Origin of the sequence: Porphyromonas sp. oral taxon 279 str. F0450 (genome assembly GCF_000292995.1) — a bacterium.
In the GTDB taxonomy this organism is placed as follows: domain Bacteria; phylum Bacteroidota; class Bacteroidia; order Bacteroidales; family Porphyromonadaceae; genus Porphyromonas; species Porphyromonas pasteri.
Genome location: NZ_ALKJ01000044.1, coordinates 46,773 through 69,605, shown reverse-complemented (window position 1 = coordinate 69,605; position 22,833 = coordinate 46,773). Strand labels below are relative to the sequence as shown.

The 22,833-nt window shown below is 56.6% G+C and carries 16 protein-coding genes and 1 tRNA gene; 2 read left to right on the top strand and 15 right to left on the bottom strand.

Features of this window, described 5'->3' with window-relative positions; all coding sequences use genetic code 11:
- Positions 1–194 precede the first annotated feature (194 nt).
- From HMPREF1323_RS08325 to HMPREF1323_RS08305, 5 genes are all read right to left on the bottom strand, one after another.
- Positions 195–1,856, bottom strand: a complete 1,662-nt coding sequence (locus tag HMPREF1323_RS08325; protein ID WP_009433696.1) for a dipeptidase — start codon at positions 1,854–1,856, stop codon at positions 195–197.
- A 139-nt stretch (positions 1,857–1,995) separates the two neighbouring features.
- Positions 1,996–2,496 carry a flavodoxin gene (locus tag HMPREF1323_RS08320; RefSeq protein ID WP_009433708.1) on the bottom strand — a complete coding sequence of 167 codons (501 nt, stop codon included), beginning with the start codon at positions 2,494–2,496 and terminating at the stop codon, positions 1,996–1,998.
- A gap of 87 nt (positions 2,497–2,583) precedes the next feature.
- On the bottom strand, positions 2,584–4,536 hold the full coding sequence (gene rho, locus HMPREF1323_RS08315; protein ID WP_009433681.1) for a transcription termination factor Rho: 1,953 nt from the start codon (positions 4,534–4,536) through the stop codon (positions 2,584–2,586).
- Positions 4,537–4,835: 299 nt separating this feature from the next.
- A tRNA-Arg gene (locus HMPREF1323_RS08310) sits at positions 4,836–4,909 on the bottom strand.
- Positions 4,910–5,041: 132 nt separating this feature from the next.
- Positions 5,042–5,335: a DUF4248 domain-containing protein gene (locus HMPREF1323_RS08305; protein WP_009433680.1), complete on the bottom strand. Its 294-nt coding sequence runs from the start codon at positions 5,333–5,335 to the stop codon at positions 5,042–5,044.
- An 816-nt stretch (positions 5,336–6,151) separates the two neighbouring features.
- Here HMPREF1323_RS08305 and HMPREF1323_RS08300 point away from each other — a divergent pair.
- Positions 6,152–6,607, top strand: a complete 456-nt coding sequence (locus HMPREF1323_RS08300) for a hypothetical protein (protein WP_009433684.1) — start codon at positions 6,152–6,154, stop codon at positions 6,605–6,607.
- A gap of 193 nt (positions 6,608–6,800) precedes the next feature.
- Positions 6,801–9,215: an outer membrane beta-barrel protein gene (locus HMPREF1323_RS08295; protein WP_009433698.1), complete on the top strand. Its 2,415-nt coding sequence runs from the start codon at positions 6,801–6,803 to the stop codon at positions 9,213–9,215.
- Positions 9,216–9,324: 109 nt separating this feature from the next.
- Here HMPREF1323_RS08295 and HMPREF1323_RS08290 read toward each other — a convergent pair whose 3' ends face one another.
- The 10 genes from HMPREF1323_RS08290 to HMPREF1323_RS08245 all read right to left on the bottom strand — a co-directional run bounded on the left by HMPREF1323_RS08290 (position 9,325) and on the right by HMPREF1323_RS08245 (position 22,833).
- On the bottom strand, positions 9,325–10,827 hold the full coding sequence (locus HMPREF1323_RS08290) for a glutamine synthetase family protein (RefSeq protein WP_009433690.1): 1,503 nt from the start codon (positions 10,825–10,827) through the stop codon (positions 9,325–9,327).
- A 91-nt stretch (positions 10,828–10,918) separates the two neighbouring features.
- Positions 10,919–11,230: a DUF4298 domain-containing protein gene (locus HMPREF1323_RS08285; RefSeq protein ID WP_009433677.1), complete on the bottom strand. Its 312-nt coding sequence runs from the start codon at positions 11,228–11,230 to the stop codon at positions 10,919–10,921.
- Between the two features lie 321 nt (positions 11,231–11,551).
- Positions 11,552–11,839: a ribosome hibernation-promoting factor, HPF/YfiA family gene (gene hpf, locus HMPREF1323_RS08280; RefSeq protein WP_009433670.1), complete on the bottom strand. Its 288-nt coding sequence runs from the start codon at positions 11,837–11,839 to the stop codon at positions 11,552–11,554.
- Positions 11,840–12,317: 478 nt separating this feature from the next.
- Positions 12,318–13,757 (bottom strand): RagB/SusD family nutrient uptake outer membrane protein, encoded by a 1,440-nt coding sequence (locus tag HMPREF1323_RS08275; protein ID WP_044124264.1) that lies wholly within the window; start codon positions 13,755–13,757, stop codon positions 12,318–12,320.
- 19 nt (positions 13,758–13,776) lie between these two features.
- Entirely contained in the window at positions 13,777–16,887 is a 3,111-nt protein-coding gene (locus HMPREF1323_RS08270; protein WP_052312371.1) for a SusC/RagA family TonB-linked outer membrane protein, read from the bottom strand.
- A gap of 690 nt (positions 16,888–17,577) precedes the next feature.
- Positions 17,578–17,868 (bottom strand): DUF721 domain-containing protein, encoded by a 291-nt coding sequence (locus HMPREF1323_RS08265; protein WP_009433706.1) that lies wholly within the window; start codon positions 17,866–17,868, stop codon positions 17,578–17,580.
- Entirely contained in the window at positions 17,855–18,982 is a 1,128-nt protein-coding gene (gene recF, locus HMPREF1323_RS08260) for a DNA replication/repair protein RecF (protein ID WP_009433672.1), read from the bottom strand. The genes HMPREF1323_RS08265 and recF overlap by 14 nt, the downstream gene beginning before the upstream one ends.
- Positions 18,983–18,994: 12 nt before the next feature.
- Complete coding sequence (gene rlmN / locus HMPREF1323_RS08255) at positions 18,995–20,044, bottom strand: 23S rRNA (adenine(2503)-C(2))-methyltransferase RlmN (RefSeq protein WP_009433675.1); 1,050 nt, start codon at positions 20,042–20,044, stop codon at positions 18,995–18,997.
- 131 nt (positions 20,045–20,175) lie between these two features.
- Positions 20,176–22,335 carry a peptidylprolyl isomerase gene (locus tag HMPREF1323_RS08250; protein WP_009433688.1) on the bottom strand — a complete coding sequence of 720 codons (2,160 nt, stop codon included), beginning with the start codon at positions 22,333–22,335 and terminating at the stop codon, positions 20,176–20,178.
- Positions 22,336–22,530: 195 nt separating this feature from the next.
- A complete protein-coding gene (locus HMPREF1323_RS08245; protein ID WP_009433705.1) occupies positions 22,531–22,833 on the bottom strand; it encodes a DUF4834 family protein in 303 nt (100 codons plus the stop codon).

The following is a 22,833-nucleotide window of genomic DNA, read 5'->3' as shown; positions in this document are numbered from 1 at the left end:
CGGCGATTTATTTTCGTATATGCGGAAATATTTTTTCGCATATACAGAAATATATTTGTGCATATACGGAAATTCCATCCCGCCTACACACTGGGGAATGTGCGCCTTAGCAAGCGCTCCCCGATCCCCTTATACGACTTCGCCCCCGCACTACGAGAGTACGGGGGCGAAGCTACTATTGGGAGGAAGTACGATTACTTATCCTTCTTGGGGACCTCGAGGTGCTTGGCCTCGCCGCTCTTAGCGACCTGGTCGTAGTATTCCTGGCTGTAGCCGGGGAAGTTGGGCGAGACGATCTGGCCGTAGCCGTTCTCTTCGAACTTGCCGTCCTTCTCCTTCTTGACGTTACCGTCCATATACTTGACGAGGAGGTATTCACCGAGCTTCTTCCAGCGAGCGGTCGCCTCGTTGGCTACCTTACCGCAGACCTCCGTGAGGTAAGCGGTGGCCTGTGCGGGGCTGCTCTTCAGCAGCTCGAGAGCCTTAGCGTCGGTGTTCTTCACCAGGTCCACGTAGCTATCTTCCAGCTCCTTCTGCACGGGGCGGATGTCGCGGATCATAGGCTCATAGCGGTTATACGCCATGTTAGCTACCCAGTTGTGGATCCAGAAGGCAGACGTCCAGCTGAACTCCGTCATGCTCCCGTTGCCACGGCGGTAGCATTCGGGGATCTCGGTGATGGAGGTGTACATAGGCGTGAGGACAGCCGTATTGGCATCGTCGACACCGAACCACAGGATACCACCGACAGCATCGGGCAGCCAGCTACGCATCTGAGCGATGAGCACGAAGCCCGTCTGCTGCGTAGCGATAGCGCGCTCGTTGAAGTACTCACGGCCTTCGCTCTTGAAGGTCATAGGACGCCAGCGGTAGGGGACCTTGTAGGCACCAGCCCCGGGGTCGTTCGTCATCGAGAGCTCGGTGCCTTCGTAGTGGTTGCGCATCCCTTCGCGGACGTCAGCGAGGCTCACCTTACGGTCGGGGATGATGTAGAGAGGCATGGGCTCTTCGGAAGCATCACCCATGATGTGCTTCTTGTACTTGTCCATGCTCTTATCGAAGGTGCGGAAGAAGCTCCATACACGGGCTTCGCAAGCACGCAGACCGCTGAAGTCATAGGGGTTGTAAGCCTTCTGGAAGTCGAAGTCCTTATCCTTACCCTTGAACCATCCGTTCTCACGAGCTACGTTGACTACGTCCTTCTCGTACATGCAGTTCTCCTTGTCACCGAAGGGGATCTTGTGGATACGTGCCTGATTGGCGTGAGCTGCGATAGCGTCATCGGGGATGCGGATAGCTACCCACGTAGCGCCCTTCTTCTTGGGGCCCTTGCCGATAAGCTCCATGATCCAGACTTCGTTCTTGTCAGCGATGGTGAAGGACTCACCCGAGCTGTAGTAGCCGTGATCGCGGACGAGGTCGGTCATGACGCGGATCGCTTCACGAGCTGAGCGGGAGCGCTGCAGAGCTACGTAGATGAGGCTACCGTAGTCCATGACGCCCGAGGGATCGTGGAGCTCCTTGCGTCCACCCCAAGTACTCTCGGTGATGGCTACCTGATGCTCATTCATGTTCCCCACGACATTGTAGGTGACAGCGGCCTGAGGGATATAGCCAAGGGGCTTGCCCGTATCCCACTCGTGGATCTGAAGCATGAGGCCCTTGCCCCAAGCCTTAGCTGGATAATGTACGAGGTCGCCGTAGAGGGTGTGCGAGTCGGCCGAATAGCTGATCATGACGGAGCCGTCGACCGAAGCCTTCTTGCCCACGATCAGGTCGGAGCAAGCCTCAGCAGACGGAGTAGCCCAGGCCATGACAGCCAGGGCAAAGGCTGCGAGGAGTGTCGTTTGCTTCATAGTGTATTTGATGATGATAGTGATGAATAGCGAGCTAACTAACTATACCCTAAAGATACAAAAAGTTGCCCTTCGGCCGTACCCCCGTGTGGGAGACAGCCGAAGGGCAACTGATATTGGTCGTGCTAAGCGCTCGCTCTTAGAACTGCGACTGCAGCAGAGCGACCCACTTTTCGATACGTTCGTCGGTGAGGTCAGACTGGTTAGCTTCGTCGAGGCAGAGACCGATGAGCTTGCCATCCTGTTCCGTTTCAGTAGCATCGTAGCTGTAGCCTTCGGGCTCATAAGCACCGATGAAGGAGCAGCCCGTACCAGCGAGGCCTTCGTGGATCTTAGCCAGAGCTTCGCAGAAGCTATCGGGATAGCTGTCAGCGTCACCGCAGCCGAAGAGAGCGACCTTCTTGCCAGCGAGGTTCTGCTCAGCGAGCTTGGGGAGGAAGTCTTCCCAGTCGTCCTGGAGGTCACCGATACCCCACGTAGAGGAACCGAGGAGGAGGACATCGAAGGCAGCTGCATCAGCAGCGTCTGCGCCAGCGACATCATAGACATTAGCTTCTGCGCCGAGGGCCTTAGCCAGACGCTGTGCTACTTCGGAGGTAGAGCCCGTAGAAGAGCCGTAGAAAATACCGATCTTGCTCATTGTGCGATAGGATATTTTGTGTTAGTAGTAATTGTGTTTACTCTACAAAGATAAGAGAACTATTGGACTAAGCCACTACCGCCTCTATTAGCTATTCACTTCGGCGAAGAACTCCTCATTATCCTTGGTGCGGAGCATGAGGTTCTTGACGTTCTCCATCGCTTCGATGGGGTTCATCTCCGAGAGGACCTTACGCACAGACCACATACGGCTCTGGGTCGTCTGATCCTGCAGGAGGTCATCACGGCGCGTGCTGCTGGCCACGAGGTCGACGGCAGGATAGATACGCTTATTCGCCAGACGACGGTCGAGCTGGAGCTCCATATTACCCGTCCCCTTGAACTCTTCGAAGATCACATCATCCATCTTCGAGCCCGTCTCCTGCAGGGCCGTAGCGAGGATCGTCAGGCTACCGCCACCGCGGATGTTACGCGCAGCACCGAAGAAGCGCTTGGGCTTCTGCAGGGCGTTGGCATCGACACCACCGGAGAGCACCTTACCCGAGGCAGGCTGTACCGTATTGTAGGCACGTGCCAGACGCGTGATGGAGTCGAGGAGGATGACGACATCCTGACCGCTCTCTACCATACGCTTAGCCTTGTTCAGCACGATCTCGGCGATCTTGACGTGGCGGTCAGCAGGCTCGTCGAAGGTCGAAGCGATGACCTCGGCATTGACGCTGGTCGCCATATCGGTGACTTCCTCAGGACGCTCGTCGATGAGGAGGATGATCATATAGACCTCGGGGTGGTTGGCTGCGATAGCGTTAGCGATATTCTTCAGCAGGACGGTCTTACCCGTCTTGGGCTGTGCGACGATGAGACCACGCTGGCCCTTACCGATAGGAGCGAAGAGGTCGACGATACGCATCGCGATCTTGTCCTGTACAGCAGGGTTATTGGTAGACTCGAGGCGGAACTTCTCATCGGGGAAGATCGGCGTGAGGTGATCGAAGGGTACGCGGTCGCGCATCTCCGAGGGGGTACGCCCATTGACACGCGTGATCGTATCGAAGGGGAAGTACTTATCACCATCCTGTGGAGGACGGATGAAGCCCTCGACGAGGTCGCCAGGGCGCAGACTCCACTGCTTGATCTGATTCACCGAGAGGTAGATATCGTCAGGCGAAGGGAGGTAGTTGTAGTCTGCAGAGCGGAGGAAGCCGTAGCCGTCGGGCAGGATCTCCAGTACGCCAGAGCACTCGAGGATGCCCGAGAAGTCGAACTCCTGCTGGGGGCGAGCGACTGGCTTCACAGCGGGATAAGCCTTAGGCTCGGCAGGCTGCTGTGCCTGCACCTGTACCTGATGCACCTGGGGCTGAGCAGGAGCCTGGGGCTGCTGCTGACGTACCTTGGGCTGGGGCTGAGGTGTATTGAGGGTAGGCAGGATCTCGTCAAGGACAGACTTGCTGTCCTTGTGACGGAAGACCATGCGGGCGGGGCTCTGCGCAGGAGCTGCTGCTACGGGAGTTTCGCCTTCCTTAGCGGCTTCGGCTGCGGGGGCAGCTTCAGCGACACGAGGCTCTACGGCGACAGCAGGGCTGGCAGCAGGCTTCGCAGCGGAGGCTGACGTGCGGGCGCCACGGATGGGCTTGGGGGCGGGAGCTGCTGGCTCCTCGACAGCGATCGCTTCGGGATCCTTAGCATGCTCTTCGGAGGCCTTAGCTACGGCAGAGAGGGCTTGCTCACGTGCCAGCGCTTCAGCCTTAGAGGGGCGACCACGCTTACGCTTTGGCTGCTCTACTTCGGGAGCGTCCTCCGAGGCTTCGGGGGCGTCATCAGCGGGAGCAGAAGAGGTAGCGGGGGTAGACTTGCGCGTTTCATGGGTAGACTCTTCGGCAGAAGAGGACTTGCGAGGACGACCAGGCTTGCGCTTGACACTCGTCGTCTCAGCGACGGTGACAGCTTGCTGGTCCAGGATCTCGTAGATCAGTTCGCGCTTCTCGGGGAAGGCATCGGGAGAGAAGCCTATTTCTCGGGCGATCTCCTGGAGCTCCTCCAGCGTCTTGCTGGACAGCTCGGTGATATTGTATCGTTGCATATTGATTATGAATACGTACTATCCCCCGGGGGCGGGGGCTCCTTCAGGACGGATGTCATAGGGAGACTGATCGACACAAGGACTTGGGGTAGTGGCTACGAGAGCGATGAGGGTGCGCCCTACAGACGACCCTGACGACCCGAAGTGCTTGGGAGGGATCAGCTACCCAAGGGATAATATATCAGACTATAAATGGTAGCCAGAGGTGGCTACAGAGATGATGGTGAAGAGCCAAAAGCCAACCCCATCAAAGGATATCTTAGTGATGTAAGGGATATTGAGTGGGGGGAGAGCTTGTGTGATTGGGCTGGGATTCGAACCCAGGACCGATAGCTTAGAAGGCTATTGCTCTATCCAGCTGAGCTACCCAACCAATCCATTGGAGGGGTGCGGACTCTTATGCCCTACGGCATGACTATAACGGCGCACACGTCCTCTTAATTGTGGTGCAAAGATAGTCAAATATTTCGTTTGGCCCGTACCGCTCCCATGGAATAAGCGTCCGCTAAGCCTTGCGAAGGATCTCGTAGAACTCCTCCGGAGTGCCTAAATGCTCGAGTAGTACCTGCACGGCAGAGGGCGGTAGGTAGTGCACCCGCGGGCGATAGCCTTGGGCACGTAGCTGGGAGAGTAGCTCGGGGTCGTGGCGAATGAGCGCACGCAGGGAGCGGGAGGCTCCCGTAGCCGTCTTCTGTGGGAAGTAGAGACAGGCAAGCTCCTTGACCGTATAGGCGCGGAAGATGAGGGAGGGCACGCTGGACTGGGCAGCGGTAGACGAAGAGATGATGGGTGTTTTCATCGTCGTGTGGTATGAATAAAATGAATAAATGTAGGCTGGAGCGCTCCGCTTCTTCCTACCCCCTACCCTACCAGCATACGTATATATAAGGAGGAGCTGGGCGAGGTGAAGGGTACCAAAAGAGAGCTTCGAGCAGGACTCCACGACAAAGTAAAGGCAAATACTCCGCCCCTCCAAGGAGCCGACTAAATAAATATTTTGACGAACGTAAGCGACTCGTCACCTATCACTTACACGCCCCGTATCCACCTCCTCAAGACCCGCTCCTTTCTGCTAATCGCACGCCAAATCGCCGCCACTCAAAGCCCCCTCTTTGGGAGCAAATCGCTAGGGCTCCTATCTATACAGACGCTGACACAGTGCCCTGCGATACGCACCGCATAGCGGTACCATACAGGCGCATTTCTGCGGAGGAAAAAGCTGGAAGTAATAATGGTATGAACGCCTACGCATACGAGGAAAACCTACAGATCTGCGGAGGATTCATTCGATCTACGTACGTAGATCTAAGGACTACGTACGTGGACATTTGGATTTAGATACCTGGCCGATAAGACTACGTACGTGGATAGAGAAATACCACTACGGGAAGCTGCATACTTCCTCACGGGACTACTACTTTTTCCCGCTACTGAATAAGAAAAACCGCTGTGATGGATGAAGGCCTTGCCCGTAGCATGAGGAGGAAGAAATACCTAAAAATGAGGATTGCAGAAGGCGGGGAAAGCGTGTACCTTTGCCCCTATATGCTGGGGCTACTGAGTACCATCCCCAGTCCATCTCTCACCTGCAACGGAACGACACAACAGAAAGACGATGACACGACACGCCTGCTTCCGCTCCCTCTCCCTCGGAGCGCTCACCCTCACACTCCTATTAGGCTCATGCCAGGGAGCCCAGAAAGCCTCCACAGCTGAAGACAAACACCACCTCCAAGGCACCGAATGGTGCGACAGCACGGGTATCTTCACCCTCCACTTCAATAGTCCCGAGGACGTCGAGCTAAGCCTGAACTACGAGGGCTCTCCTATGGGTACCCTGACGTATGACATCCCCTGCCACTTCGCTGGCGACACGATTTATATCGATGACTATTCGAAGACCACGCCCTTCGGCAAGATAACGATCCTCCGCTCCTTCCGCGGTATCGTCCGTGGGACATCTATCTCCGCAGGCTTCGTCACCTCAGATGCCGAGGTCGCTCCTGGATCGACCTTCCCCACCTTCACCGAGCTGCCCCTGCAGGAGGTCATCTTCAACAAGAAGTCTTAGCGCACACACCTCCCCGCACGATCATCCAACGTATAGCACCTAACCCCCGACAGCCCAGGACCGGCTATCGGGGGTTATTACTTTCCCGCCCGAGAGCAGGAAATACGAAGGAGTGTACTATACATTTGTACAGATCAAAAGAAAGTGCTTATATTTGCGGTGTAATAATCATCCATTACACCGCAAACTTCTTATGAAACGCCTTCATCTACTCCTCACCGCCCTCGCACTGGGCACGGGAAGCACCTTCGCTCAGAGCGCAGGCGACGCACGACTCCAGGGCAGACTCCTGCGCGCAAGCGACCGCCAAGCCATAGATATGGGTAATGCGCTACTGCGCCGGCTCCCCGACAGCACCCTCGTCACGGGTGTCGTGACCGACTCCCTCGGCACCTTCTCCCTCACGGCCTCCGCTGGCACCTACCTCCTCGAGCTCCGTGCTCTGGGCTACCAAGGTCAGTACAAGACCATCACCCTCCCCGCCACAGGCCTTGACCTCGGCGAGCTGCTCCTCAGCGAAGAGACCCAGCAGCTCCGCGGCGTCGAGGTGCGTGGCCGCCGCCCTATCATCACCCGTCAGGCAGACCGCCTCGTCTTCGACGCCCAGCAGATCAGCGCTGGTGCGCAGAATGCCCTCGATGTCCTCAAGCGCACCCCAGGGCTCAGCGTCTCCGATCAAGGCATCTCCATCATCGGTCGTGGTAAGGCAATCGTGCTCATCAATGACAAGCGCGTACGCCTCTCGGGCGAAGCTCTCACGGGTCTGCTGCGCTCCTACAACCAGGCCGACATCGCTGAGGTACAAGTCCTCACCACCCCACCAGCCAAGTATGAGGCGGAGGGCAATGCTGGTGTGCTGAACATCGTGATGAAGAAAGCTCAGAACGACTACTTCGGTGGGAACATCTCGGCCGATGCTTTTCTCTTCAAGGGCCGTGTCAGCCCCAGCCTCTCGACAGGGCTCAACTACAAGCAGGGTCGTATATCCGCTTCACTCAACCTTGACGGTTCCCACCCAAACACCATCGGGACCTTCGATACCTACCGTACCGCCCCCTCGACCCAGCTCTATTCAGCCAGCACCTCCCTCTTCGACTATCAGACGCGTAGTCTCAATATCAGAGGCGGTCTCGACTACACGATTAACCCCGAGCTCACCGTAGGCTTCACTGCCACCTATACTCCCAACAGCACGCAGATAGACCGCACGAACGAGACGCGCAACTACTCCATCCGCCCCGATGGTAGCCACGACCTCCTGCTCCGCCTACCTGGGACAGCCTCAGAGACCGAACACGAAGCCTACACCGCACTCAACCTCCACCTCGAGAAGACCTTTGCCAAAGCTCCAGGGCGCAAAATCTCGTGGGACGCTGACTACGTAGGTTCGCGCACCTCCTCGGATGACCGCTTTGCCTCCACGGGTTACCTCGCCGACGGATCGCCTGCAGCTGGTAGCGACTTCTCCTACAAGGGACACAAGGGACAGCGAGTGCATTCCTACCTGACGAACGTGGACATCACCCTACCCTTAGGGCAGACCATACTCACCTTCGGAGCAAAGGGCACCTGGAGTCGCACGGACAATAGCAATGAGTACTTCGCCCACACGACTCTCGGTGCACGTACCGATGCCATCCTCTTCGATGAGCACGTCTATGCGCTCTACACCGACATCACCCAGCCACTCTCAGCCAAGTGGAACCTCCGTGGAGGGCTGCGTATGGAGTACACCCACACCGCAGGTAAGGTGAAGGGAGAGCCTGATCTCAAGACACGAGACTACGTCAATTTCTTCCCCACGCTCTACCTCGGCTTCACCCCCAGTGAGCGTCACGCTCTGAGCTTCGAAGGAACAATCCGCCTCGACCGCCCACACTTCAGCCAGCTATCCCCCTATCCTCTGTATGAGAACCAGTACAGCACCATCTCTGGGAAGGAAGACCTGCGCCCCACTAAGCAAGGCTCACTCACCTTCGGCTACACCCTCGACGGCTCACTGAACTTCCAGGCCTTCGCTAACTACAGCTGGGACGGCATCACGCCCCTTGCCCTCCTCGACCCCCACACAAGCGCTGTACGCTATCTGATCGACAATGCTGAGACAAAGTACAACGTCGGGCTACAGAATAGCTACTTCTTCCACTCACTCTCGTTCCTGCAGTGCTACATCAGTCATCAGATTGGCTACACTACCTCCTCCGTTGCCTACAACGGGCGCCCACTCAATGCGGACAAGGGTCTTTCCTATAGTGCAAGCCTCAACGGCACACTCTTCTTCAACCACACGAAGACCTTCAGCGGGAACTTCTATCTGAACTACAGGACTCCCGAGATTTCTGGTGCTGGACGTACAAGCAGCCAGGTTTACTCCAGCGTCAGCCTCAACTACAGCCTCCTCAATGAGCACCTTCGTCTGCAGATGGGTATCACGAATATCGCTTCACCCGATCCACGTACGACCCTGACTACAGAAGGGAATACCATCGAGGTCGTCAACATGAGCATACGTAATATGCTCACGGCCAGCCTGACCTATACCTTCGGTGCTCACCTCCAAGACAAGCAAGCCAGCAAGAACGCCGAGGCGATGCGCTCCCGCTTCTAAGGCGAACGACCTCGCACGCCCCCACACACGACAGCAAACGACAGCCCCCGCCACTCCGATGGAGTAGCGGGGGCTGCCCGTTATCTGATGCTTAGACGGAGGGAGCGCCTTAGCAGTAGAAGTAGCGTTCTACAAGCTCCTTGAGGAACTGAGGATCGGCCTGTGCCTTAGCACGCAGGTCGGCATCCTGATAAGCCTCGAGGTTGCGGATCAGCATATCGATCGTCGTAGGATCGAAGACGCCGCGAGCTTCGTAGATAGCGCGGTGCTGGCGCAGACGTTCGGCCGATGCGACGCAGGAGGCAGGCAGGCTATCCAGATGAGCTACGGCACCAGCAAACTCATCCTTGTGGATGTTCACAGCGACATAGGTGTCCTTAGCGAGCTGCTCAGCATTGTCGATCTCGAAGCCGTGGCGTACTGCCGTACAGATACCAGCCAGCAGGAGGTAGATGTTAGCCGAGCCGTCGGAGGCACGGAACTCGATCGTCTGCTTATTGGTGTAGCGCTTCTTGCTGGGCGTTTCGAGGGGGTTGACGATGCTGGACATATCGACGTCTGCACTCCAGCCGAGGGGCACGCGCACGAGAGCCGAGCGGTTGCGGTCGCCCCAGCATACCGTCGTAGGAGCCTCCTGATGAGGTACGAGACGCAGGTAAGAGGTGGGGTTCGTGTTACCGAAGGCGGTGAGCGAAGCTGCGAGGCTCATCATACCAGCGACAGCCTTGTGGGCAGTAGCCGTGAGTTCGCCAGCCTGGTCGACGTACTGGTTGATGCCGTTCTTGTCGACGATCTTCGTGTGGACGTGCATACCGCTACCAGCCTTACCGACGATGATCTTAGGAGCGAAGGTTACCTTGAGACCCATTCTCCAGCCGAGCTCGAAGAGGATCCACTTACCGAGCTGCAGGTGCTGTGCAGCTTCTTCGACGGGTACGGGGAGGAATTCGATTTCGTTCTGCTCATAGTTGAGACCGTCAGCCATGAAGTTCCCTACTTCACCGTGGCCGTACTTGATCTGGCCACCACATTCGCAGATGAGGCGCATAGCCTGCGTGCGGAAGTCGATCTGCTTGCTGAAGGGGCCCATCTCATGGTAGCCACGCTGGTCGACAGCTTCGTAGCCATCTTCCTGCTCGCCGATGACGTAGTACTCAAGCTCACCCATGGCGTAGAACTCCAGACCGCCCGTCACTTCGCGGAAGGCCTGAGCAGCACGGCGCAGGATCTCGTCGGGAGCAGCTGCGAGAGGCTGGCCATTCTTGTCCATATAGGCGCAGAAGAAGGAGATCGTAGGCTGAGCAGCGAAGGGATCCATGAAGGCCGAGGAGAACTTAGGCACTACATAGAGGTCAGAGGAGCCGGCTTCCATCAGACCTGGGAAGAGGCTGGAGCCGTCTACGCGCTCACCAGAGGAGAGGACTTCATCAAGATACTCGGCATCTTGGATGACGAAGTTCAGCTCCTTGAGACGCCCATCAGCTGCCGTATAGCGGAAGTTGAGCTCGTGGATGTCGTTGTCGAGGATGTACTTGGTGATGTCTGCCTTAGTGAAGGCCTTGGGTTCCTTCCCGATAGCGCGTGCTATGGGATTGAGGGTGTACTGCTGCATAGTGTTCTTAATGTAGTTGTTTGTGTACTATATAGTCGGGGGTAGTGCGCCGCTCCAAGGGCTGGGGAGGTACGGCTACCCTAACTTTTCTCTAGGGTATCTTTCCGAGGCGCTGCTCTATGTCTTTCACGATCCCGCACAAGCCATACAGCTGTGTGAGGAGGTCGAAGACGGCATCTTCGCTGAGGACGCCGTGGGGAAGATCTGGTGGGAGGAGCCCCTCATCGCTGGCATCGTGGTCACGCATCCAGTCGGGGGAGCTGTAGTAGGCGACGAGACGCTCCAGGCTAGGGAGATGAGCCGTCATGACCTCAAGGAGTTCTTCCCCCTTGTTGCCGAGGTCCACCCACTGGTTGAGTGCGGTCTCCATCTCACGAATACGTGCGATGCGTCTTTCGTCCATGTGCTTTGTCGTCGTTTGTAGTAGCAAATATACACATTAAAGCATTACGTGATACTGCTTCGTGCACTGCAGTCCTAACACTTTGACAGCATTTATACTCAAGCACCTATACACGAACGACTTGCCCCCTCGCAAGGGTGCTAAACTCACTCTATTCTCACGCCTCCTATCCTACCCACCCCAGCAGGTAGCAAGCAGTGCTTCGCGAGGAAGCTACTGGAGGCAAGTACTACCTTATATATATGAGTTGCCCCCAGCTGAGGGGGGACTCAGTGGGGGCAAGAGTTAGTCACGTGTGCCCTCAAGGCGAGGGCTGGGGGCTTAGGCCTCCTTGTGCTTCTCGAGCTTACGCTTCAGGACGTCGATACAGAGATCGACAGATTCCTCGAAGCTGTTGCCTGTCTTGTCGACAAAGAAGTCTGCACCATTGACCTTGAGCTTGATGGAGGCTTCCTTGTTATTGGATACTTCGGGCTTGACAACCTTTAGGACGACTTCGGCGGCCTGTATATCGTCGGCGAAGCGGGTCAGCTTCTCGAGTTTCTTCTGGATAAAGGCCTTGAGCTGCTCTGTGGCATCGAAGTGGATGGCTTGAATTCTGATGTCCATAGTTGAATAGCTTTTAGTTCCCCGAGGGGGAGTGTGACATGAGTTATGGTAAGAGCACTAAGGGAGTCCTTCGTAACCCTCACCTCAAAGTTAGCGAAAAAGACTTCGAATAACAACATCCCTTCCGCGCTTCACTCATACACCTCGGGATACTCGTCCCCCATAGCCCCTTCATTCGCCCCTCCGTACTACCCCATCATCCCTCCAGCACAAGTCCCTATGAATAGGCCATCTACGGAGAGCGAAGCGACGATCACGATGAAGGAGGTGAGTGAACCTATATTGGTCAGCGAGCTGACCTATATAAGTCACGGATACGACCAATATAGGTCGGAGTGAGAAGCTATATAGGTCAGCCCGCCGACCAATATAGGTTCACACCACTACCCTTCAGAAGGATATAGATACAACACGCCCCCAGCGGCCGAGGCTGCTGGGGGCGTGTTACCTTTTTCACTAACAAGTAGAGCGTATAAGCCTACTGTGCGGCACGGACTACGAGGTCCGGATTGATATTCTTCTCGCGCTCGGGGAGCTCGACGATGGTGCGCCAGTCGAGGTAGTTGACCGTACCACCCGAGACGTACTGGCTGGTGAGATTGATCTTATTGCGCAGGAGGTCAAAGGCGCGGTGTCCTTCGCAGAAGAACTCGATACGGCGCTCATCGAGGATATCCTGCAGCGTCACCGAAGTAGCGGCAGTATAGCTGGAGAAGCGGTTGCGTCGCAGCGTATTGTAGTAGTCGACTGCCGTCTTTCCGTCGCTCGCCGTAGCCCCACGCAGGAGGGCTTCCGAAGCGATGAGGTAGAGCTCAGAGAGGCGGATGACCTTGAAGTTATTCATCGCCGTAGCGTTCGAAGCGCCATCCTGACCCACGTACTTCGTGGTATAGTAGGCCTTCGCTACGCCACCTGCCTTAGAGCGCTCGCTGATGAGCTGTGCGCGGACGTCATTGGAGCGGGTCGTCTGCACCCACGTGACGAAGTCGTCAGCAGCACCGAACTCAGGGTACACCCCAGGGTTGGTATAGCCCCCGAGGCTATTGAGCCCTGCATTGGACTTCTCCGTGGTGAGCACCTCAAAGAGGGACTCCGACGTCCCCTGCTTGCCCCAGACCGAGGGATAGTCTGCTACGCTGTAGAGCGTGTAGGGGCTGGAGGAGATGACTTCGCTGGCGTACTTGTAGGCGCTCTGCCAGTCACCGAGATAGAGGTAGGTACGAGCCAAGAGGCCAGCAGCAGCCCAATAGTTGATAGCGCCCGAGTTGAGCGTCTTATTCTTGCTCAGCCCATCGAGGGACTTCGTCAGGTCGGCGATGACCTGCGCATAGGTCTCACGGAGCGTAGAACGCTGGAAGCGGTAGCCAACGGGATGCACGGCGGTGTTCAAGGGAATACCCGAATAGGCCGCATCCAGGTTCACGCCCGTGGTGGGGATATGACTAAAGAGACGTGCCAGCTCCAGGTGTGCCAGGCCTCTCAGCGCGTAGAGCTGTGCTACCTGGTCGTCGAACTCGGCCTTCTGTGATGAGGCGAGGGTCTTCTCTACCGAGCCTACATACTGCAGGATGTCATTGACACGGCTGGAGGTCGTGGCGAAGGCTTGGTAAGCTCCTGCCGAGAAGCCCGAAGACTTGTCGGTGAGGAACTGGTGGATAGCCGTCGAGTGATTGTAGCTCCCTACGACGATCTTCACGTCGCCCCCGCGTCCATCGGCGAAGATAGCGGTCTCGCCGCTGTAGCCATAGCGGGTATTGAGGCGCGAGTAGACGCCACGCACGGCACTACTTAACTCACTCAGTGTAGTGACGGACTCTTCTGAATTCCGAGCACTTGAAGGGAGTTGATCTAGCTCCTTTCCGCAGGAGCTAAGGACGAGGGAGGAGGCCAGCAGGATATATAATGGGAATCTTTTCATCTGGATACTGGGATAAGCGTTAGAAACCAACATTCACACCGAAGCTCACCGTGCGCAGAGCAGGGATATCGGCCGTACGGAAACCATTGAGAGGCGTCTCGAGCTCCTTATTCTTGGTAGCTGCGTAGAGATAGAAGAGGTTGTTCGCCGTCAAAGATACGCTCGCCGAATTGACGTGGAGTACCTTGGTGAGCGAGCTGGGAAGGCGGTAGCTCAGCGCCACTTCCTTGAGGCGGACAAAGTCCGAGGAGTGGAGGAAGCGCGTCGAGGCCAGACGTGCACTCGAGAGCGGATTGTTCAGGATAGGCAGAGGGTTGGAGGCCGTCGTATTGGTAGGCGTCCAGTAGTTACCGACCAGATCCTTGCTTGAGTTCACCGAGATCGTACGTGCGCCGTCCGAGATAGCGAAGCCTTCAAAGTGGTCGAGGAAGTGCCCGCCAAACTGGTAGGTCAGGAGTGTGCTCAGCGTGAATCCACCATAAGAGAAGGTATTCGTCAGACCACCAAAGAGCTTAGGATAAGCAGACTTGGTGGGAGTGAATGCTGCCTGAGAAGAGTAGTAGGTGAGGTTGTCAGCCGTAGCGTCCTTCGTGGGGTCGACGACGAAGCGAGCCAGACCCGTCTCCTTCTCCACGTCGTGGAACTTGCGGAGGTAGAACGTATAGATGTCTACACCTGGGCGGTAGAGGTAGTTACCAGCCCCCGTAATGATATCGCCATTGGGGAGCGCCTCTACACGAGAGCGGATCTTCGTCAGCGAGAGGTCAGCATCCCAGCGGAAGGCATTGGAGTTAAGGATGTTCGATGCGTGAAGCTCGACTTCAATACCGCGGTTAGAGAGTTCACCTCGGTTGGCCTGATAGTTCGCTACCCCGTGGTTGTACGAGACAGGTACGGACATCAGGAGGTCGATCGTGTACTTATTGAAGTACTCCACGCTCAGAGCGAAGCGGCGAGCGAAGGTCAGGTCAAGCCCGACATTGAGGCTGCGGCTCTTCTCCCAACCTAAATTGACATTAGGTAGTTGCAAAAGCGAGATAGCTGGCTCTGAGCCATAACGACCAAGAAAAGTATAGAGTCCTCTCCACGTGTACTCACCATCAGGGAGGTTGCCATTAGTACCATAAGAAGCGCGGAGCTTAGCATCGGTCAGGAAGTTATTGTCCTTGAGGAAGGCTTCACGGCCAAATCTCCAGGCACCCGACACGCTATAGAAGACACCCGAGCGCCTGTTCTTCCCGAGCTTCGAGGAGATATCATCACGCAGGCTCAGGCCAAGGTAGTAGCGGTTGTCATAGCTGTAGTTGACACGACCGAGGTAAGAGAGGAGGAAGCTCCCGTAGCGATTACTTTCGCCATCGACGACCAGACCTGTACCTAGCTCACGGAGCTTTTCTGAAGAATACTTATTGACCTCGAAGCCGTAGCGGAGCTGGTCGAAGCTCTGAGCCTCGATACCGGCAAGAGCATCGAGGTGATGCTTGGTGAAGTCGCGGTTGAAGTTCAGGACATTGGAGGTCGTCTTGACGACAAGCTCATTGGAGAAGCGGGCACCCTGACCACCGACACGACGGCCGTCCTGCGTATTGGGGCTTACATACTCGAAGCTCTTGAGGAGCGTGTACTCGATCGAGTTCGTCGTCTTGAAGTTGAGGTAATCCGTGAAGGTCACCTGAGCATTGACACCACCGATACCGCGGAGCGTACCCAGCTGATTCGTGATGTACGTGGGATCAAGGATCTGCAGCGGATTGTCCGTACCCTTCATAGGTGCGACATTCTGATTGTAGCTACCGCCCGCATTATATACAGGCTGGTCGGGAGCCGAGAGAAGCGTCAGGATAGTAGGCTGCGAGAGCGAGACACTGCTGCTCTGACCGGAGTTGTCACCACTACCCTCCTGTGAGGTATAGGATACCTGTCCCTTGAAAGAGAGATCAAGCCACTTAGTAGCCTTGTTATCGAGGTTCAGAAGACCTGAGTAGCGCTTGAAGCTACCGAAGGGCGTGACACCCGTCACATCATTGTATCCCAGCGAAGCAAAGTAGCGTAGAGCATCAACCCCGCCCGAAGCGGAGAGGCTGACATCGCTCAGACGACCCGTTTTGCCGAGGAGTACCTTGCGCCAGTCGGTAGCCGTCGTACGGCTCTTCACCAGAAGGTCTTCATCCGTGACGGCGGCATCGGTGTACTTCGCCTCGAGCTGCTGACGGAGCGCAGCACGCTGAGCGTACTTCGACCCACTGGGCAGGAGGGCATCAGCTCGGTACAGCTCGTAGTTGATGAGGGCTTCGCGCTGGTAGTCGAAGGCTTCGTTAGCGTTCATTAGCTCGAAGGAATTGGTAGCAATACGCGAGAAGCCGGTATTGGCCTTGAAGCTAAAGCTCGTCTTGCCCTGCTTACCGCGCTTGGTCGTGATGAGCACGACACCATTAGCAGCACGTGAGCCGTAGAGCGAAGCGGAAGCAGCATCCTTGAGCACTGAGACCGACTCGATGTCCTCTGGATTGATGGAGGCCAGGATATTGGACGAATAGCCGCCGATACCATAGTTCCCCGTCGTGACAGGCACCCCGTCGACGACGTAGAGAGGCTCCGTCGTCCCGTTGATACTCCCGACCCCACGGATCTGCACCGTACCAGCCGAGCCAGGGTTACCCGTCTGTGAAGCGACGCGGATACCCGAGACCTTACCCGAGAGCGCCTTATCGATAGACTCCACCTTGGCATTTACCAGGTCTGCGGCCTTGATGCTGGAGGTAGCGCCCGTGAGGGAGGACTTGCGCTGGACACCGTAGGCCGATACGACCAGTGGGTCAAGCGTCTTCTCCGTGCTCTTGAGCTGGACGCGAAGCTCCTTACCTGCTACGACGGCGACCGTCTCGGCGCCATAACCAATATAGGAGATACGCAGGGTCTTCGCTCCCTCGGGCAGACGAAGGGTGAACTTCCCCTTCGCGTCGGTGAGGGCCCCACTGCGGGGGTGCTCAACGCAGATGACCGAAGCACCTTCGATCGGTTCATTGTTCTCAGCCGCAACGACTATCCCAGTCACGGCTACCTGCTTCTGTGCCCAGGTAAGTCCTACGAAGAGAACCAGGAGCAACAGGCTTAGTAAACTCTTTCTCATTAGCGAATTGGTGAATTTGGAGGTGAATATATACAACGAAGAAGCGCTTCTCGAGGAAATCCAGGAGAAGCGCTTCTTACAAACTCTTTGTATGGGTATGCTATATACTAACAGGTATACAACAAGCTACTTCGCCTATGGATATGCGTCATCATGCTGAGCCACATCATCGTGTCAGCATACATTCGCATAATCATCATAGACTGGACTTGTTGCATATAGCTATTAGTCTTCTTTTCTTTTGAGTGAAGGGAGGAAGGTGAATTATCCACGACGGATGTCCTTCCGATTGGTGCAAAGGTAAAGCTCTTTTTGAAAACTCCAAATCACGCCCCTCAAAAATACCCGCACGACACCCCTCAATGGAGGGCTATCCACCCGAGCGAAGAGAAAGCACTACACCATCATACACAGCGACTTACCCCCACCACACAGAAACATCCTGCCACGCTCAAAAAAAATTTCTCGCTGAGGGTGATAAACGAACCTATATTGGTCGGCGGGCTGACCAATATAGGTCATGGATGCGACCAATATAGGTCGAAGTACGAAGCTATATAGATCAGCCCGCCGACCAATATAGGTTCGCATCCCCCCTCCCGTGAGGTCACATCCGAGCGCGCATAAAAAAGGCTGACCTACCGCAGTAGATCAGCCGAAGAACTTGGGGCGAAATGATTGCCTCGTCCCTTAGTAAATCTGAATGAAGCGCACGAGCTCGGCACCAAGGTGGCCGTTGATCTTGCGCTGGAGCTCGGCTTGCTGGAAGCCCAGCTCCTGCCGTACCGCAGGCGAGGAGACCTGCAGGCGGAGTACCCCTTCGTCGAAGCGTACCTCCTGAAGCCAGCGGCACATCGGCCCTAAGAGCTCAGGCAGGTAGTCTCGCAGACGATGCACCAAGAGCTGCTCATACATATCGGGGTCGTCGTCCCATAGCGAAGCAATGGCTTCGCCGAGGAGCACGGTCTTACTCTGCTTCATGAGTGGGGGTGGAGTCGATAGAGCGCACTTCGCCCGAGGACACTTCGAAGAGGCGATAGTCTTCGCCCCAGCTTGTGACGATCTCGTCGAGGTGCTTGCGGTTCGTATCCGTGATGAAGATCTGCCCGAAGTCACTCCCTCCGACCAGACGGATGATGCGCTCCACACGCTCAGCATCGAGCTTGTCGAAGATGTCATCCAAGAGGAGAAGCGGGCGCTCGGGGTTGGTCGCAGAGAGCAGCACGTACTGAGCGAACTTCAGCGCGATGAGGAAGGTCTTATTTTGCCCCTCACTCCCGACCTTGCGAATGAGCTCTTCGCCGAGGAGCATCTGCAGGTCATCCTTGTGCAGACCTATAGTCGTATAGCCCATGAGGCGGTCACGCTGACGGGCCTCACGCAGGAGCTCGAGGCAATGGCCCTCGTGCTCAGCGAGCGACGACGTATAGACGAGGCTCACACGATCCTGCCCGCCACTGATAGCGGTATAGTACTGCTGGAAGAGGGGAATGAAGTCTCGCACGAAGGCCGCACGACGCTCGTAGAGGAGCGGGCTGACCTGCTCGAGCTGCAGGTCGAGGACTTCGAGGACGGCATCATCGGCACGCTGGCTCTTCAGGAGCACATTGCGCTGCTCGAGGATGCGGTGGTACTGCGCGAGTGCCGCCATGTAGACGCTATCCTGCTGGGAGAGCTGCTTGTCGACGAAGCGGCGACGCTCGTCGCTCCCTCCGAGGATGAGCTGGTAGTCCTGTGGCGAGACGATGACCAGCGGGAAGGCACCGATATGATCGCTGAGCTTGGGGTACTCCTTCTTGTTGCGCTTGAGGACCTTGCGATGCCCAGGGCGGATCTGCAAGAGTAGCTGACGCTCGTCGCCGAAGTCGCTTCGGTAGACGGCATCGAGCACGGCAGCCTCCTGCCCGTATTGCACGGCGAGGCTGTCGGTGATCGAGAGGTGACTCTTGGTGAAGGAGAGGTAGTGCAGCGCATCCAGCAGGTTGGTCTTTCCCATCCCATTGAGGCCAATGAAGCAATTGACCTTGGGGGAGAAGGTGCAGGAGGCTGAGGCGATGCTCTTGAAGTGCAGGAGGTGCAGACGCTGGAGGATCACAGGCGGGAGGGATTAGCGTGGTGCAGAGCCGCCACGAGCCATCTGCTCCTTGGTCGAGAGCATACCGCAGGCAGCGGAGATATCTTCACCACGGGAGGTGCGGATCGTCGTGGTGTAGCCGCGCGACTCGAGCTGGCGCTTGAAGTGCTCCATCTTATCTCGTGAGAGTGGACGCAGGGGCACATCAGGGATTTGGTGGAAGGGGATGAGGTTGATACGGCAAGGGATCCCACGCAGGAGGCGAGCAAGCTCCGCAGCGTGCTCGTCGCTATCATTCACCCCGTCGAAGACGATGTACTCGAAGGAGACGCGGCGCTGCCCCGTGAAGTCAGCTTCGCGGATCATCTGCAGCGTGTCCTCCAGTGGCAGACCTCCCTCAGCAGGCATCAGCTCCAGACGCCCTTCGTGGAAGGGATTGTGCAGGCTGACCGCCAGATGGCAGGTCGTCTCGCTGAGGAAGCGCTCGAGGCCACGGCGCACACCGACCGTAGAGAGCGTGATGCGCTTAGGCGACCAGCCCAAGCCCCACGCAGAGGTCAGGACGGAGATGCTCTTCAGTACGTTCGTCGCATTGTCGAGCGGCTCGCCCATACCCATATAGACGACGTTGGTCAGCGAGGCGGATTCCTCGACGGAAAGCACTTGGTTGATGATCTCACCCGAAGACAAGTTCCCCTTGAAGCCCTGCTTGCCCGTCATACAGAAGAGGCAGTCCATCTTACAGCCCACCTGCGAAGAGATGCAGAGCGTAGCGCGGTCCTTATCGGGGATAAAGACGGCTTCGACAAGACCACCCGTGGAGACGGCGAAGAGGTACTTGCGCGTGCCATCCTTCGAGAGCTGGCTCATCACGGGAGCCGTACGCCCGACGGTATAGCGCTCAGCGAGGAGCGTGCGATTGGCTTTGGAGAGGTTCGTCATCTCATCGATGGAGGTGACGCGCTTGTCATAGAGCCACTGGGCTATCTGCTTGCCCGTAAAGCGGGGCATGCCCAGGGAGGTGACCAGCTCGGTAAGCTCATCGAGGGTGCGACCAAGGAGTATTTCTTTGCCTTCTGGCATCGTATGCGGATAAATCGAGGGATGAATGAATAAGGCTGCCCGCAGAGTGTCTTCATGCGGGCAGCCTATTTAATAACTGATATCAGTGGCAAAGGGTTGTCCCGATGCCCCGATAGATGGGGAGCCGGCTACTAATAGAAGCGAGCGCGGTTGTCCTGAATCTTCATCTTCTGGATGAAGTCCGTGAAGACACGGTAGCTGTACTGACGAGCCAGACCGAGCTCCTGCTGCTTGACCTGTGCAGCGACAGCAGCGGGATCGTTAGGCGTAGCAGCGACGGGCTGGAGGACCATGACTTCGGCATTGCTTGCAGCGAAGGGCTTAGAGAGCTTACCCATGGGAGTCGTCATAGCTACGCCGTTGAAGGTAGCAGGCTCGCTACCACGGACGAGGTAGTTGACGTCGACGAGGGTATCGACCTTCGTCTGGAGCTCCGTAGCGTAAGCATCGAGAGAAGCGAGCTTCTTGCCTTCGAGGTTCTTAGCGAGGGTCTCAGCCTTCTTCTTGCTGGTGAGGTAAGCTACGATCTCATCCTTGACAGCAGAGAGAGGAGCTACGCCAGCAGGCGTGTGCTTGACGACTGCGGGGATGACGAGGTAGTCCGTACCGCAGGTGTAGAGCTTCTGGCTGACTTCGCCGTCCTTAGCACCGATAGCCCAGCTGATGACCTGACGCGAGCTGGGGATCTGCCCGAGAGCAGCCGTCTGCGTCGTCACAGGGATGTTGCGAGCTACGCTGAAGCCTTCCTTCTCGGCCTTCTTAGCCATAGCATCGAAGCCACCGCCACCACCGAGGATGCGGTTCATAGCAGCGTACTTAGCGTTGTAGGTCTCAGGAGAGAACGTAGCAGGGATGGAGAGGAATGCGACCTGATAAGCATCTACTGCAGGCTGGGGATTCTCAGCACGTACGAGGACGGAGAGAGGAGCCCGACCGAGACGAACGACCGTACCGAAGGGTACCTTGTAGAGCGTATCGAGGTTGAGAGCTGAGCCCTGAGAGAGCTGTACGAGCTGTGATTCGGTGAAGGTGCTATCGACCGAGCCGTAGCGGTTAGGCATCTGGATGAGGCCACCCGTAGCCGACGTAGAGGGGTCGATGCTGTGCTTCTTAGCGAGCTCAGCAAAGCTGGCACCCGCATGAAGCTGTGCAAGCAGGCTATCGGCCTGACCCTTGACGCTGTCGTTGAGGACGATCATACGGACAGAGACACCCGAGGTCACCGTCTTCTTACCGACGAGCTTGATGATATCGTAGCGGTCGCTGACGAGCTGAGGATCGCTGACGGCACCAGCCTCAGCACCCTTGACGAAGGCGACCTGCTCAGCACCGAGGCCCAGCTCATCGAGCTCAGCACCGGTGAGGTAGCTCTTGGAGAAGAACTTGCTGGAGGTAGCGAAACCACGGAGTACAGACTCGACGTTGGCGGCATTTGCATTGCGAAGCTCGGCGACAGCCTTCTCCTTCTCAGCAGCAGCGTTCTTGTAGTCTTCCTGCGAAGGAGTGACCTGCAGGCTGATGTAGCTCACCTCGGTGAGAGGGTACTGCATCTTGTAGAAGTCCTTGTGCTCGTCGTAGTACTTCTTCACCTCGCTATCGCTGGGCTTAGCTGCCTCGTCTGCGATCTGAGCAGCAGAGGTGCGCACGAGAGCGATGCTACGGCTTTCCTTACCGACGGAGAGCTCACGGTCTACATCGTTGATCTTATAGGTACGAGCGAGCAGCGTAGAGAGCTTCTGCTGGAGACGCTGAGACTTGATCTGCTTCTGGAGCTGCTCGAACTGGCTCTTAGCCTGCAGGAGCTGACCACGCTGCTCAGCAGGAGCGGCCTGGATCTGCTTATCAGAAAGCTGCTTGATGATCTCGTTGATCTGCTTCTCATCTGCCGAGCCGAAGAACTGTGCAGCCAATGGCGAGGGAGCGATCCCCTTACCCACGAGGAGTGCATAGAGTTCGTCGTCAGATACGCCGAGGCCGACCTTTGAGGTCACCTCATTGAAGGCATACTCCGAGATGTACTCTTGGGCCAGTTGGTTATTCAGCTGCATACGTTGCTCATCGGAGAGCTGCTGGCCCTGGGCTTGAGCCTGGTCTTCGAGCTCCTTGAGGCGCATGCTATACTCTTCGATCGAGACATCTTTGCCATCGATGGAGAGAGCCGTACGCTCATTCTTGCTCCAGAAGGTGCGCCCACTGGTGAAGAGGTCACCGATGACAAAGCCCGCCAGGGCGATCCCGATGACCACGACCAGCAGTACCGAATGACTTCGGATCTTCTCTAATACTGCCATTGTTTGTTGTTACCTATGGATGAATAGTGTTTATATTTCAGTCTTTGAGGAACAAAGATACAAACACTCCGACGAATACTCAAATACAAAGGGCCTTCTCAGAAGGAAGTGGGATAAGGGAAGCGCACTTCCCCTATCCCACTGCTTCGGATGGCGTATATAAATACGGTGTATGGAGTACCCGCAGAGCGCTGCTTAGTCCCGTGGAAGCTCCTCGAAGTCAACGTACTCGTCGCTTGAGGGGCGGGTGAACTTGCGAGCCTCGATATCATCAAGCTCCTGCTTCTGGCGGCTGTCCGAGCTCTCTGCCGTACCTTCTCGGCGCTCGGAGGATGCCCCAGGGGCACCGTAGCCACGATTGCGGTAGGCCTCACCACCGGCCGCCTCGGTCATACGACGCTGCAGGCGCTGGAGGAGCTTCACGGCCAGCCAAGCTTGGATCGTAGGCCAGTAGAGGTAGAGGAGGACACCGATGAGGATTATTATCAGGAGGCTCAT